Below are 14,846 nucleotides of genomic sequence, written 5' to 3'. Positions count from 1 at the left end.
CGATTGGGGCAACGCGGTCGGCACTTCAAACCGTTTACTGGAGGCCGCCGGTACTGCTGGTCGTCGACGAGGTCGCCAGCGTACGCAGCCCGAACGTGAACATGTACGCATGGCTCAGCACTGGCGGCGTAGTGCCCGCCGAATAGCTATACGAAGTTACATAGTTCGCCGCCAGCACGAAGCAATCGTCGACATAGCCGGCGCCGAGCACATACTGGTTGATCTTGTTGGCCTCGAGGTCCCAGCGCGCCGAGCCCGACACCACCCAGTTGGTCGCGACCTTGAGCGAGCCCGAGGTCAGGATGCCCTCGCGGCGCGTCAGATAGCCGAGTTCCGGCTGTGCCGCGTAGTTGCCGTACATCACGCTGATCGACCAGCGATCGAAGTTGGCGCGGCCTTCCGCCTCGAAACGCTGGACGTTCCAGGTCTGCTCGTCCATGCGGGAGCGGACGCTGAACGTGTAGGTGCGGTTGGGCGAGTAGGCGATGCTCGCCACGTAGTCGGAGCGAGGCTTGTCGAGACCGGAATCCACGCCCGTGTTGATGGAGTCCTGGACCGCGTAGGAGTTCATGCCGAACAGCTGGTAGGACTGGCCGAACAGCGTCTTGACGGCGCCGCCCCTGTCGAACTGCGTGGTGGCCTGCACGCCGACATTGGCGCGGCCGCCGCCCTCGACGCGGTCGTAACCGGAGAACTTGTCGACGCTGAACAGGTTCGATGTGTCGAACACCATGCTCTGCGCGTCCTCGTTCGGCAGCTTGCCGGCATAGGTCTCGTTCGGGCGGATGATGATCTGCGCGATCGGCTCGATGGTGGTCGAGCCCCAGGGCTGAACGTTGATGAAGGGATAGCGGTATTCGAGGCCGACGGTCGGCATCAGGCGGATCGCCTGGGTGTCGCCGACCGGCAGGTAGTTCGACACGCCCGGCTGGTTCGAGACCGAGGAGTTGATCGCATCGGCACGGAGGCTGGCGAACGGCGTCCAGATCTGGCCGAGCGGGTCGGTGAAGGATTTGCGCCACTGCGCTTCCGCCGTCAGGCGGGTATAGGTGCCGGGGAAGCCGCGCAGCAGGCACTGCGACGGCGTGCGCGCGAGCGGATCGGCCGACGCCGTCGTGCACAGGCTGTTGGTGTTGGCGAGCGTCGTGATCGGATCGAACACGGCGGTGTCACGCGACAGGTTCACGAAGTTGGTCTTGTAGCTGAACTCGCCGCCGAACACCGGATAGTTGAGCACGTTCGAGTAGTCGATCACGGGGTAGACGATCGGCACCTGGTTCTGGTTGCCCGAGAAGCTCAGCCAGTACATCGTGCGCGCGTCGAAGAAGCTGCGATTGCCGACGCCGGTCAGATAAAGCTGCGAGATCGCATCGGTCGGCAGGTTCAGGAACGATCCGAGCGGGTCCCTGTAGGCCGCGAGGCGATAGTCCGAGAAGAAATAGTAGTCGGACATCAGGACACCGTCCCAACCCCAGACCCATTTGTCGTTCAGCGCGAACTGACCCTTGGTGTCGATAGCGCCGCGGAACTGGCGGTCTCCGGGCTGCCCGGCAAAGGCTCCGGGATCGAGCTGGTAGATGCCGTAGGCGCGGATCTGATAGGCGCCGTCGATCAAGCGCTGACGGAATTCGCCTTGCAGCAACGCGCCCTGTCGCGACATGAAGCGCGGGGTGAAGGTTGCGTCCATGTCGGGCGCGATCGCCCAATAATAGGGAACTTCGGCGCCGAAGCCGGTGTTCGTCGTGCCGGGGAAGTAGCCGGGCATCAGGAAGCCGGACTTGCGCTTCACGGTCGGGTCGGGCGTCGAGAAATAGGGCATGTAGGCGATCGGCACGCCGAAGAATTCGAGCTGCGCCGTCTCGAAGTACAGCATCTTCTCCTGCTGGTCGTGGATGATGCGCGCACCCTTGACCTGCCACAGCGGCGGCTTCTTCGGATCGTCCTTGCACGGCGCGCAGGCCGTGTAGACGCCGTTGTCGAACACCGTGTAGTTGCCGCTGGACCGGTCGGCACGGGTCGCGGCCATGCGGGTCTGGTCGGCGGTGTCCACGCGCAGCGAATCGACGAAACCGTCGCGGTAATCGTCCGAGAGATCCATGATCTCGGCATAGGTGATCTTGCCGTCGGCATCCGTCATGCGGATGTTGCCTTCGGCATGGAGCCGCTTGGTCTTCTGGTCGTAGATGACCTTGTCGGCCTCGACGCTGGTGCCGTTGTAGAACAGCTGGACGTTACCGACCGCGGAGACGCGCGAATTGTTGTAGTCGTAGTCGACCTCGGTCGCCTGAACCAGCATCTGGTTGTCGTTGGCGGCCTTCGGCGGCTTCGGACGTGGCGGCAGCGGATTATAGGTGAACTGGGCCGAGGCCGGCGCCACGGTGGCAATGTCGATCAGCCCGCCGAGCGAGACGGCAGCGACGACAGCGAGCAGAAGCCTGCGCACGGACAAGCCTCGCCCGTTCGCGCGCATCACAGTGCGGCGCGTCAAACGAGACACGGGCCCTCGATGGACGGCAGTCACTAACCGTCCTCCTGGTACAACAAGGCCAAAAAGCCGGTGAGGCCGCCCACCACCACGGGCAACCACGCCGCAGCGATCGGATGCATCAACTCAGCCTTGCTCAAGTCTTCAGTCACTTTCGACAGAACGTAGAGCAGAAAGCCTGCGCCCACGCCACTCAAAACCATCTTCTGCACGCCGCCCATCCGGAAGAAACGCAACGACACCGAGGCCGCGAGCATCACCATGGCGGCGAGCAAAAACGGCTGCGCCAACAGCTTGTGATACTGGAGTCGATAGCCGGCTGTCGCGAAGCCTGAGCTTTCGGAGGAGCGGATGTAGCTCGGTAGTTGCCAAAAGGACACAGTCTCGGGTGTGGAAAAGCTGTTGCGGACCTGGGCCTCGGTCAACGTCGTCGGAATCGCCAGAACGGCCTGCTCGATCGGCGGCCCGTCGAGCGAGAAGCGGCGGACGTTCCTGAATATCCACTGGCCGACTTCGAGGTCCGCCTCGCGCGCCTCGACGCGTTCCTTGAAGTGCTGCTCTGTGTCAAACCGGAACAGCGTGAGCCCCGTGAGCCGGACGCCCTGCTGCTCGCTGCGCGCCGCATTGATGATCGTCTGGCCGTCGTTGGTCACCTGGTTGAGCCAGAAGCCGGAGGCGTCCTGGATGCCGCCGCCGGGCGCCGAGCCGAACAGCTCGGCCTCCATGCGCTTGGAGAGCTCGCGCAGATTGGCCGACATCGGATTGTAGGCGACGGTGGCGATCACCCCGATCAGGAGCGCGCTGCCGAGCGCCGGCGAGATGAACTGCCAGGCCGAGACGCCGGCGGCGCGCGCGACCACGAGTTCCAGCCTTCGCGAGAGCGCGAGATAGCAGGTCATGGCGCCGATCAGCATGCAGAACGGCGTCAGTTTCTCCAGGAGCTGCGGCACCCGGAACAGCGAGGTCTCGGCCACCATGATCGCCGAGGCGGACGCAAGGCCGGAGGTCTTGCGCACCATCTCGATGTAATCGACCAGCACCAGCAGCAGGAAGATGCTGGCGAACACGCCGAGCGCCGCGACCACGAAGCGGCCGGCGAAATAGCGCCCGAGTGTATTGGTGAGCATGCTCATGCGGTGGCCGGCCGTCCGAATAGCCGTGCGATGCGCGCGTTCGACCTGTTGATGGCCTCCATGAGGCGGGGCGGCGGCTCGACCACGATGCCGCCGACGATCATCCACATCCCGACGCCGATGGCGCCCAGCACCATCGCGTATTGGACCAGCACCGCGGCGGGCGACTTCACCGCCATCACCGAGCAGGCGAAGCCGGCCATGCGCAGGCCGAACACCGCGACGATGGACGAGCCGATCGAGAAATTGCGGCTCTGGCGGGTGGTGCGAGGCGCACCGAGGAAGGCGAAGGTCAGCACGGCAAAGGCGAACGGATAGATCGGCGCCAACAGGCTGTCGTGCAAGGCCGAGCGGAACTGACCGGGAATCTGCTTGTAGACGGGATCATCCTCGGACGGCGAGAACAGCTCCCAGAGATAGCGCTCGCGGATGCCGAGGGTGACGTCGCGGCCTTGACCGGAGAACTTCGACATGTCGAAGCCGTAACGGCCGAACGCCACCAGCGCGGGATCGCGTTTGCCGACCTCGAAGCGCTGCAGATTTCCCGTTTCCAGCACCAGGAACGATCCGGTGTCGTTCTTCATGACCTCGCCATGCTCGGCGACGATCGAGACGCGCTCGTTGGGATCGCGGCGGTCGTCGATGAAGATGCCGGCGAGGATGCCGCCCGGCAGGCGCTCGCGGATCCGGATCGTCAGGTTCTTGTCGAGCTGCGCGAAGCGGCCGGGCTGGAGGATGTTGGTGAGCACGTCGGCGGTGATCTCGGCGTCCCACTGCTTGATCCGCCGCATGCCGTCGGGCGCAAGATAGGCCGCGATGAAGGCGACCAGCAGGGCCACCACGCAGGTGGCGTAGAAGAACGGATAGAACAGCCGGAACGGCGAGAAGCCGGCGGCATTCATCACGATGATCTCGGAATCGGTCGCGAGCTTGTTCAGGGTGTGCGAGATCGCGATCATCAGCGCGATCGGCGAGATGATCAGGACCAGCGCGGGCACGACGAGGCTGGTGATGCCGAGGAAGGTGAGGATGGTCTGACCCTGGCTCGTCATCAGGTCGATGCCGCGCAACGCCTGCGTAATCCAGATCACGCCGGTGAGGCTGACCAGGACCAGCGCAAACGACGCCAGCGTCGTGCGGAAGATATACCTATCGATTGACCCCATGCGCTACCGCACGAATCCCACCAAGTCCCCAATGTCGGCCGGAGTTCTGGCCGTCCAACCAATCCCCGGAAGGGGATCCCCAAGGTCGGACAAACAGCTCTTACGCCGGCTTACTCTCTCACTACCATCCCTTTGATCCGTCAACAAAATGGCTGCCCCGTGGCACCCTCAACATATGGTTAATATTTCCCTCTTGTGGCCTGGCCGGCCACGGGCGGTGCTTGGCATCTGCCCGGCCGGTGGCCCATAGTGGGGAAAGTCCAGTGAATCGCCGTTCAGCGCCGGCCCGTGGCCGGACCCGTCGAGCGGCAAAAGCCCCATGTTTTGGAGGAGTTACCCATGTCCGATGCCATCAAGGTCGGCTTCGTCCCGTTGTCTGCTGCCGCCCGTGGCATCCTGGTCGTGTTCTGCGACGACGGTTTGAAGCTGGGCCCGGCGACCGCCAAGGCGCTCGGCGGCGCTACCGAACTTGTGAAGCGGGCGGCCTCGGCCGCCGCTTTCAAAGGTAAAAGCGGCGCCGCGCTGGACATCCTGGCGCCGGAGGGGGTGAAGGCCACCCGTCTGATCGTGATCGGGGCCGGCAAGGCGACGGGCCTGAAGGCGAATGACTTTCTCAAATTCGGCGGCGTGGCGGCGGGCAAGCTCTCCGCCACTGCTGCCGCGATGACCATCATGGCGGAACTGCCTGACGGCGCCATGACGAGCGAGCAGGCGGTTGCGATCGCCGCGGGGCTCCGGCTGCGCGCCTACAAGTTCGACCGCTACAAGACCAAGAAGAAGGACGGCGAGGAGGGCGGCTCACGCGCCGATATCGCGCTTGCGGTGGGCGATGTCGCCGCGGCCAAGAAGGCGTTTGCCTCGGCCGGCCATGTCGTCGACGGCGTGATCATCGCGCGCGACCTCGTCAACGAGCCGCCGAATGTGCTTTTCCCCGAGGAATTCGCGCGCCGCGCAAGCCTGCTCCGCAAGCTCGGCGTCAAGGTCGAGGTGCTCGACGTCAAGGCGATGGACAAGCTCGGCATGGGCGCGCTGCTCGGCGTCGGCCAGGGCTCGACGCGGCCGAGCCGCACCGTAATCATGCGCTGGGACGGCGGCAAGAAGGGCGAGGCCCCGGTCGCCTTCGTCGGCAAGGGCGTCTGCTTCGACACCGGCGGCATCTCCATCAAGCCGGCCGGCAGCATGGAGGACATGAAGGGCGACATGGGCGGGGCTGCCTGCGTCGTCGGGCTGATGCACGCGCTTGCGGCGCGCAAGGCCAAGGCCAACGTGGTCGGCGCCATCGGCCTCGTCGAGAACATGCCCGACGGCAATGCGCAGCGGCCGGGCGACATCGTCACCTCGATGTCGGGCCAGACCATCGAGATCATCAACACCGACGCCGAAGGCCGCCTCGTGCTGGCCGACGTGCTCTGGTACGTGGCCAAGAAGACGAAGCCGAAATTCATGGTGGACTTGGCGACGCTGACCGGCGCGATCGTGGTCGCGCTCGGCACCGAGCATGCCGGCATGTTCTCCAACAATGACGAACTTGCCGACCGGCTGCTGACGGCCGGCATCGAGAGCGGCGAGAAGGTCTGGCGCCTGCCGCTCGGCCCCGAATACGACAAGCTGATCGATTCGCAGTTCGCCGACATGAAGAACACCGGCGGCCGCCACGGCGGTTCGATCACCGCGGCGCAGTTCCTGCAGCGCTTCGTCGACGGCACGCCCTGGGCGCATCTCGACATCGCCGGCACCGCCATGGGCGCGCCGAAGACCGACATCAACCAGAGCTGGGGAAGCGGCTATGGCGTCCGCCTCCTGGATCGCCTGGTGGCGGACCACTACGAGCGCAAATGATCCAAAATGACTGAAGTGCTGTTCTACCATCTGCAAAACATGACGGTGGAGAACGTGTTGCCGCCGCTTCTCGAGAAATCGCTCGAGCGCGGCTGGCGCGTCGTGGTGCAGTCGACCTCGGAGGAACGCGCCGATGCGCTCGATGCGCATCTGTGGACCTATCGCGACGATTCCTTCCTGCCGCACGCGACATGGCGCGTGAACGATGCCGCCGATCAGCCGATCGTGCTGGCGATCGAGGAGGACAATCCTAACGGCGCCCATGTCCGCTTTCTGGTCGACAACGCAGCGCTGCCGCAAGATGCGCAGGGCTATGAGCGCATGGTGCTGCTGTTCAACGGCGACGATCCGGACGCGCTGGCGCTCGCCCGCAGTGCCTGGACGGATTGCAAGGCGCGGGGATTTGATGTCACCTATTGGCAGGCCGACGAACGGGGTCGGTGGCAGCGGCGGAATTAGCGGTCGATCGCAATTAATGATAATTTGCACTTTACGGGTGATGCTGGCTTCGGCCACCTTCGTGCCGCAAAGTGATGTTGGGACAATCGTTTAGGGCTGGTCCTTCACGCGGGGAATTTAGTTTATCGTGCGACATCAAAAGCTTCCCGGCTCGCTCATAGTTGCGTTGGCTGCCGTAGTACCGCTGGTCGCGGGCTGCTCGGGCGGGACCGATCTGCTGTCCAAGGATGCCCAGTGGTTCAACACGCCCAGCCGCCTGTTCATCAGGAACATCTCGATCGAATCGCCGCCGCTGACTCCCGAAAAGCCGGTCGGGGCTGAGGATCTGGTCAGCGCCGACGGCGCCTGTCCCGGCATGGCGGCGCCTCCCGGACCTGCCGATGCCAATGCATCCACGACCGCGCCGGCGGCCGCCGGCGGCACGGTCGCGCTCGGCCATACCGAATGCGACGTGGTGCGCGGCATCGGCGCGCCCTCGAACGTGAACCTCTCCAACGATGCCGTCGGCAGGCGCGTTGCCGTTGTCACATGGACGACCGGTCCGCGCGCGGGCATCTACACGTTCACAGCCGGACGCCTGTCTTCGATCGAGGGCACGCCGGAGGCGCCTGTCTTGCCGAAGGCGACCAAGCCTAAGGCGAAGAAGAAGTCGGCGTAAGCGCAAGCCCGCGTCCCGGCGCAACGCTACGAGCTGGTCGTCGATCCGAACGCGGCCAGGGCGATCGACCTCGACATACGGTCCTTGCCGCTGGTTCGCGCGGATCGCGCAATTGAAGAGCGCGCACCGCGCGCGACCAAAACAACAACATCATCCGCGACAGCCGGCTCGAATACCCGATTTGCCGCAATGGGCTGCCGTTGACGTAGGTCAACACCTTCAATCGCATCCGGCCTAGAAAGACCCGGCAACCGTCTTCGAAGCTGGTATTGATGCGATCTTTCCATCAGAGGGAGCGTTTTCTACGCAGGGCGTGCCGCGTCGTTGTTGCGCTCTCGCTCGTCGGGTGCCCCGGCATCGCTGCGGCCGACGACGACATGAAACTGACGCCCACGCAGATCGAAAGCCTCGGCATTCGTGTCGTGCATCCGGTTTCGAGCAGAACCGACCAGACACTGCCTTATCCGGCGCAGATCGTCGTTCCGACGCCTCAATTGTGGGTGGTGAGCACACCCGTTGCCGGCATGGTCACCAATCTGGCCGTCGCGCGCGGGGATCGCGTGAGCGCCGGCCAGCCGCTTCTTACGCTGGAGAGCCAGGGTTTCGTGTCACTCCAGCGGGACTATCTTCACGCCGTCGCGCAGGAGGCTCTTGCGAACCAGCAGCTCAGGCGGAACGCCGATCTCTTCGAGGGCAAGGCCGTCCCACAACGCGTTCTCGAGGCGAGCCAGACCGAGGCGCGACAGGCCACCATCGCGGTCGCGGAGCGCCGGCAGATGCTCCGGTTGGCGGGGCTCTCCGATGACGCAATCTCCCGGTTGGCGACCGACGCGGCAATCAGCGGGACGCTGACCGTCAATGCGCCGCAGACGGGATCCGTGGTCGAGATCGCGGTCTCGCCGGGGCAGCGGCTGGAGCAGTCCGCGCCGCTGGTCAAGCTTGCCCGGCTTTCGCCGTTGTGGGCCGAAATCGCCATTCCAGCGGCCAACATCCGCGCAATCCGCACCGGTGCGCGGGTCGAGGTCGAAGGTTACGCAACGCCCGGTCGCGTCGTTCTGATTTCCGAGACGACCGATGCGGCGACGCAAACCATCCTGGTGCGGGCCGAAGTGCCGAACAGCGGCCAATTGCACCCGGGCCAGACGGCGTCCGTCCGTCTCAGCTTCCTCTCCGAGGGCGAGAGCGCCTGGGAGATTCCCTATAGCGGTCTCGTCCGTCGTGGCGAGCAGAGCTGGATATTCAAAGCCATCGAGGGCGGCTTCCGGCTGGTATCGGTCACGCTGCTCGCAGAGGACCAGGATCACGTCGTGATATCCGGCCCGATCAGCGACAAGGACGAGGTTGCGATCGCGGGCATCTCGGCGCTTCGGGGCATTCTCTCGCGGCTCGGAGCCGGCCAATAATGCTCCAGCGTCTGGTCGCCTTTGCGCTCTCGCAGCGGCTGTTCGTCCTGCTCGCCGTCTTGCTGCTGATCGGCGCGGGCGCAACGTTCCTCCCCAGCCTGCCGATCGACGCGTTCCCCGACGTTTCACCAGTCCAGGTGAAAATCATCATGAAGGCACCGGGCCTGACGCCGGAGGAGGTCGAGCAGCGCATCACCGTCCCGATCGAGCTCGAACTGCTGGGCCTGCCGAACAAGAAAATCCTTCGCTCGACCACCAAATACGCGCTCGCCGACGTCACGATCGATTTCGAGGACGGCACGGATATCTACTGGGCGCGCAACCAGGTCTCCGAGCGGTTGTCGAACATCGCTCGTGACCTTCCCGAGGGGGTGAGTGGCGGGCTTGCGCCGATCACCAGTCCGCTCGGCGAGATGTTCATGTTTACCATCGACAGCTCCGAGCTGTCGCTGGCGGAGCGGCGAACCCTGCTCGACTGGGTGATCCGACCGGCGCTGCGCACGGTTCCCGGGGTTGCCGACGTGAATGCCCTCGGCGGCTACGTGCGGGCGTTCGAGATCGTCCCGCTCAACGATGCGCTCGCCGCGCGCGGTATTTCGTCGGAGCTGTTTCGCCGCGCCGTCGAAACCAACAGCCGCAACGACGGCGCGGGGCGCGTCAACCAGGGCGAGGACAGTGCCCTGGTGCGGATTGAAGGCAGCATCCGCACGATCGACGACATCAAGGCCATTGTCGTGGACACCCGCGACGGGGTCCCGATACGCGTGAACGACGTTGCGCGCGTCAAGGTCGGGGCCCTGACACGCTATGGGGCGGTGACGGAGAACGGCCAGGGCGAAACGGTTGAAGGGCTGGTGCTGGGCTTGCGCGGAGCCAATGCCGGTCAACTCGTGCGTGACGTCCGCGCAAAGCTCGAGGAGCTGAAGCCCGCGCTGCCCCAGAGCGTATCCCTCAACGTGTTCTATGACCGAAGCCGACTCGTCGGTCGCGCCGTCGGCACGGTGGTGCGGGCGCTCGGCGAGGCGACCGTGCTGGTGGTCGTCCTGTTGTTGCTGTTCCTGGGCAATTGGCGCGCATCGTTGGTGATCGCCCTCAGCCTGCCGCTCGCGATCGTCATTGCGCTCCTGGCCATGCGTGCGGTTGGAATGTCCGCCAATCTGATGAGCCTCGGCGGGCTTGCGATCGCGATCGGCATGCTGATCGATGCGCTGGTGGTGGTGGTCGAGAACATCGTCGGAAATCTCGGCAACCACGAGCCGGGCAGGGGCCTTCCGCTGATCCACGTCATCTTCCGGTCGGTCTGCGAGGTGCTGCAACCTGTCGCTTCCGGCGTGCTGATCATCATGATCGTGTTCGTGCCGCTGCTCACCTTGCAGGGGCTCGAGGGCAAGCTCTTCATCCCCGTTGCGCTCGCAATCATCTTTGCGCTCGCCGGCTCGCTGCTGCTGGCGCTCACCGTGATCCCGGTCGCGACCTCGTTCCTGCTCAAATCGGCAGGGCACGGCGAGCCGCTGCTGATCCGCCTCGCGCAGCGCGTCTACGCACCCGCGCTGGACTGGTCGCTGCGAAACGAGCGAAAGGTCATTGCTGCAGCTCTCCTGGCGCTGGTCGCGGCAGGGTACGCCTATTCGCAACTCGGCAAGACCTTCATGCCGACCATGGACGAGGGCGACGTCATCGTCAGCGTCGAGACGTTGCCGTCGGTCAATCTGGACGAATCCCTCGCGATCAACGCGAGGATCCAGTCGGCGCTCTTGAAGGTTCCGGACGTCACCGGGATCATCGCGCGAACCGGTTCCGACGAGCTCGGGCTCGATCCCATGGGACCGAACCAGACTGACACGTTTCTCGTGCTCAAGCCTGTTGAAGAGAGAGCCGCCCCGGACAGGGCGGAGCTCTTGAAGGCGCTGCGCAACGTGCTCGCCGACTTTCCGGGCATCTCGCTCAGCTTCACCCAACCCATCGACATGCGGGTGCAGGAGATGATCAGCGGCGTGCGTGGCGATGTCGCTGTGAAGGTCTTCGGCAGCGACATCGGCCGGCTCAACGAGATTGCGACGAAACTGTCCGAGATCCTCACCAGCATCGAGGGTGCGGAAGACGTCTACACGACGCTCAACGAAGGTGCGCAATACTACACGGTCGTCGTGAACCGGATGGAGGCCGGCCGTCTCGGTCTGACGGTGGACACCATTGCCAATGCGCTGCGGACCCAGATCGAGGGGCGGACGATCGGCACCGCGCTCGAGGAGGGCCGTCGCACGCCCATTCTGGTCCGGGGAAGCGAGACGACGCGGGAGGCGCCCACATTGCTCGCGAGCCTGCCACTCACGCTCGCCTCCGGGCAGCACGTCGCGCTGTCCCAGGTCGCGCGCATCCAGCGCGTCGACGGCCCGGTGAAGATCGACCGCGAGGACGGCAACCGGATGAGCGTCGTTCGCGCCAATGTGCGCGGCCGCGACATGGTCGGCTTCGTCGAGGCGGCCCAACGGAAGGTCGCCGCCGACCTTTCGCTGCCGAAGGGCTATCGGCTCACCTGGGGCGGACAGTTCGAAAACCAGCAACGCGCTGCCGCGCGCCTTTCGATTGTCGTGCCCGTCGCCATCGGTCTCATCTTCGTGTTGCTGTTCACGACCTTCGCTTCCGTTCGGCAGGCCTTGCTCGTGCTTGTGAACATCCCGTTCGCGCTGATCGGAGGCGTGTTTGCCCTCGTCTCGACCGGCGAATATCTGTCGGTTCCGGCCTCTGTCGGATTCATCGCCCTGCTCGGAATCGCGGTCCTGAACGGCGTCGTGCTGGTTTCGTATTTCAATCAGTTGAGGGCGCATGGCGTCGGCGAGGACCAGATCGTGGTCGACGGTGCCAGGCGGCGGCTCCGCCCGGTGCTGATGACCGCCAGCATCACCGCATTGGGCCTGATCCCGCTCTTGTTCGCTTCCGGTCCGGGATCGGAGATCCAGCGGCCGCTGGCGATCGTGGTGATCGGAGGATTGCTGTCGTCCACGCTGCTTACGCTCATCCTGCTCCCCATCCTCTATCGCCGGTTCGGCGGCACTGTGAAGGAGTCAAAATGACCAGCGAATATGTGTGCCTGTCGTTGATCCTGGCGCGAAAGCTGCGCGAGGAGCTGCTCGACTTTCTCAGCGAGCAGCCGGGCCAGACGTCCGGCTTCACGGTCTCCGATGCCGCGGGACACGGCTCAGGCGTGCAGTTGCCGACGGCCGCCGAACGTGTGAAGGGCCACGCCGATCAGGTGCATGTCCAGATCGTTCTGCCAGGAGCGGACGCCAGGCGCCTGGTCGATCAGCTCCGGCATTCGTTCGCGGGCTGCAATCTCGTATATTGGATTGCTCCGGTGGCCGAGTTCGGAACCATCGCGTAGTCCGGAGCAACCTCTACCCCGCCGCTTCATCAAACTGCGTGCCGGCCCCGAGCCATTGCTCTTCCGCGCGCCTTCGACAGCTGCGCGGCCGCTGGCCGTTTGTCACGCACGTCATAGGGATCAACCGGACTTGATCTGGATCATGGAGCTTGGCCGTCCGGCAGTGCAGGCTGGGATGGTCCCGCCAGATAAGGGACCGCTTTGACGACAAGAACTCCAGAGGATCATCCAGGGACCATTGATGTGAGCAACCTCGCCAAGATTGAACGCGATCCGAACTACCAGGAGCTCGTGCGCCGACGTTCGTCGCTGGGCTGGATGCTGTCGGCGGTTATGCTTGTTGTCTATTTCGGCTTCATCCTGCTGGTCGCCTACGCTCCCAAGTTCCTCGGGATACCGCTGGGCAGCGGCGTGACGACGATCGGCATTCCAATCGGACTGTCCGTCATCGTGCTCGCCTTCCTGCTGACGGGTATCTATGTCCGCCAGGCGAATTCCAGTTACGACGTGCTCATCCGCAAGATTGTCGAGGAGAACCGCTCGTGAAGAAATTCTCATGGCTCCTGGCGATCCTGCTCGCAGGCCTGCCCACCATCGCGCTCGCCGCAGGCAGCATCGACGGCGGCGTTAAGCAGGCGACCAACTGGTCGGCGATCGGTATGTTCGTCGGGTTCGTTGGCCTGACGCTCGTCATCACCTATTGGGCCGCCAAGAGGACCGCATCGGCCGCGGATTTCTACTCGGCCGGCGGCGGAATTACGGGCTTCCAGAACGGACTTGCGATCGCAGGCGACTACATGTCGGCGGCGTCCTTTCTCGGCATATCGGGCCTCGTCTATACTTCGGGCTACGACGGCTTGATCTACTCCGTCGGCTGGCTGGTGGGATGGCCGATCGTCACCTTTCTGATCGCCGAACAATTGCGCAACCTCGGAAAGTTCACCTTTGCCGACGTGACCTCGTTTCGGCTCGGGCAGACCGAGATCCGTATCCTGGCGGCGTGCGGCTCGCTGGTGACGGTTGCGTTCTATCTCATCGCGCAGATGGTCGGTGCCGGTAAGCTGATCCAGCTGTTGTTCGGTCTCGACTACTGGATCGCGGTCGTCCTGGTTGGCGGCCTGATGATGATCTACGTGACGTTCGGCGGGATGAAGGCGACGACCTGGGTGCAGATCATCAAGGCGGTGCTGTTGCTCTCAGGCGCAACGTTCATGGCCGGAGCCGTCCTCTACAAGTACGGGTTCAGCCCGGAAGCGCTGTTCACCAAGGCAACAGAGGTGCATCCCAAGAAACTCGCGATCATGGAGCCCGGCAGCCTGATTTCCAATCCGCTCTCGGCCATCTCGCTCGGCCTGGCGCTGATGTTCGGAACGGCGGGCCTGCCTCACATCCTGATGCGCTTCTTCACCGTGAAGGACGCTCAGGCGGCCCGCAAGTCCGTGTTCTACGCCACGGGTTTCATCGGCTATTTCTACATCCTGACCTTCATCATCGGCTTTGGCGCGATCACGCTGGTTTCGACCGACGCGATGTTTCTCGATGGGAGCATTCTCGAGAAGACCAAGAGCGGAATCGCGGCGATCAAGGGCGGCTCCAACATGGCGGCGATTCATCTCGCGAACGCCGTCGGCGGCAATCTGTTCCTTGGCTTCATTTCGGCCGTTGCCTTTGCCACGATCCTGGCCGTCGTGTCAGGCTTGGCTCTGGCCGGGGCATCATCCATCAGCCACGATCTCTACGGCATGGTGATCAAGGGCGGCAACGCAAACGAGCAGGACGAGATCCGGGTCTCGAAGATTGCGACACTGGTGCTCGGCGTGCTTGCGATCTTCCTGGGCATCGTGTTCGAGAACCAGAACGTCGCCTTCATGGTGGGCCTTGCTTTCGCCATCGCGGCATCCTGCAATTTCCCCGTGCTGGTGATGTCGATCTTCTGGAAAGGCCTGACGACGCGGGGAGCCGTGTTCGGCGGCTTCCTTGGCCTGTTCAGCGCGGTTGTGGGCGTGGTCCTATCGCCGGCAGTCTGGGAGGCGACGCTTGGCTTTGCCAAGGGGTCGGCTCCCATCAAGCTGGACAATCCGGCGCTGTTCTCGATGGCGCTCGCCTTTGCGGGGATCTGGCTGGTCTCGATCCTGGACCGCAGCAAGCGTGCCGCGGCCGATCGCGATGGCTTTGACGCGCAATATGTCCGATCGCAGACCGGTATCGGTGCTGCTTCGGCCACGGCTCACTAGGCGAGAATCTGCGGGACGTCGCTTCGGTACCGACCGGCTCATATGGGCCGGCCGGTGCCGCGCTTTCGATGATCAGTCGTCGGATCC

The 14,846-nt window shown here is 64.2% G+C and carries 11 protein-coding genes; 8 read left to right on the top strand and 3 right to left on the bottom strand.

Annotated features, from left to right (window positions below; genetic code table 11):
• Nucleotides 1-34: 34 nt before the first annotated feature.
• Genes ACVWW6_RS31670 through lptF form a run of 3 tightly spaced genes read right to left on the bottom strand, consistent with a single transcriptional unit; the run spans nucleotide 35 to nucleotide 4,784 of the window.
• Complete coding sequence (locus ACVWW6_RS31670; protein ID WP_456682016.1) at nucleotides 35-2,521, bottom strand: LPS-assembly protein LptD; 2,487 nt, start codon at nucleotides 2,519-2,521, stop codon at nucleotides 35-37.
• A complete protein-coding gene (gene lptG / locus ACVWW6_RS31665; protein ID WP_028171096.1) occupies nucleotides 2,521-3,618 on the bottom strand; it encodes an LPS export ABC transporter permease LptG in 1,098 nt (365 codons plus the stop codon). The genes ACVWW6_RS31670 and lptG overlap by 1 nt, the downstream gene beginning before the upstream one ends.
• Nucleotides 3,615-4,784, bottom strand: coding sequence for an LPS export ABC transporter permease LptF (lptF, locus tag ACVWW6_RS31660; protein ID WP_011086881.1), 1,170 nt, complete (start codon nucleotides 4,782-4,784; stop codon nucleotides 3,615-3,617). The genes lptG and lptF overlap by 4 nt, the downstream gene beginning before the upstream one ends.
• 339 nt (nucleotides 4,785-5,123) lie before the next feature.
• On the opposite strand from lptF, the gene ACVWW6_RS31655 reads away from it, so the two are divergent.
• The 8 genes from ACVWW6_RS31655 (at nucleotide 5,124) to ACVWW6_RS31620 (ending at nucleotide 14,759) form a co-directional block, all read left to right on the top strand.
• The gene (locus ACVWW6_RS31655) at nucleotides 5,124-6,623 is read left to right on the top strand and encodes a leucyl aminopeptidase (protein ID WP_404522532.1); all 1,500 of its coding nucleotides are present in this window, start codon (nucleotides 5,124-5,126) and stop codon (nucleotides 6,621-6,623) included.
• A gap of 6 nt (nucleotides 6,624-6,629) precedes the next feature.
• Nucleotides 6,630-7,082 carry a DNA polymerase III subunit chi gene (locus ACVWW6_RS31650; RefSeq protein ID WP_011086883.1) on the top strand — a complete coding sequence of 151 codons (453 nt, stop codon included), beginning with the start codon at nucleotides 6,630-6,632 and terminating at the stop codon, nucleotides 7,080-7,082.
• Nucleotides 7,083-7,248: 166 nt separating this feature from the next.
• Entirely contained in the window at nucleotides 7,249-7,740 is a 492-nt protein-coding gene (locus ACVWW6_RS31645; RefSeq protein WP_456683201.1) for a hypothetical protein, read from the top strand.
• 272 nt (nucleotides 7,741-8,012) lie between these two features.
• On the top strand, nucleotides 8,013-9,143 hold the full coding sequence (locus ACVWW6_RS31640) for an efflux RND transporter periplasmic adaptor subunit (protein ID WP_456682015.1): 1,131 nt from the start codon (nucleotides 8,013-8,015) through the stop codon (nucleotides 9,141-9,143).
• Nucleotides 9,143-12,217 (top strand): efflux RND transporter permease subunit, encoded by a 3,075-nt coding sequence (locus tag ACVWW6_RS31635; protein ID WP_456682014.1) that lies wholly within the window; start codon nucleotides 9,143-9,145, stop codon nucleotides 12,215-12,217. Before ACVWW6_RS31640 ends, ACVWW6_RS31635 begins: the two co-directional genes overlap by 1 nt.
• A complete protein-coding gene (locus ACVWW6_RS31630) occupies nucleotides 12,214-12,525 on the top strand; it encodes a DUF3240 family protein (protein ID WP_011086887.1) in 312 nt (103 codons plus the stop codon). The genes ACVWW6_RS31635 and ACVWW6_RS31630 overlap by 4 nt, the downstream gene beginning before the upstream one ends.
• A gap of 243 nt (nucleotides 12,526-12,768) precedes the next feature.
• The gene (locus tag ACVWW6_RS31625) at nucleotides 12,769-13,071 is read left to right on the top strand and encodes a DUF485 domain-containing protein (protein ID WP_028171101.1); all 303 of its coding nucleotides are present in this window, start codon (nucleotides 12,769-12,771) and stop codon (nucleotides 13,069-13,071) included.
• Nucleotides 13,068-14,759 (top strand): cation acetate symporter, encoded by a 1,692-nt coding sequence (locus ACVWW6_RS31620; RefSeq protein WP_011086889.1) that lies wholly within the window; start codon nucleotides 13,068-13,070, stop codon nucleotides 14,757-14,759. Before ACVWW6_RS31625 ends, ACVWW6_RS31620 begins: the two co-directional genes overlap by 4 nt.
• The last annotated feature ends 87 nt before the right edge of the window (nucleotides 14,760-14,846 follow it).

This window comes from Bradyrhizobium sp. USDA 3311 (genome assembly GCF_054062495.1).
Note: the sequence above shows the minus strand (reverse complement) of the source record. Positions and strands in the feature narration are given on the sequence as shown.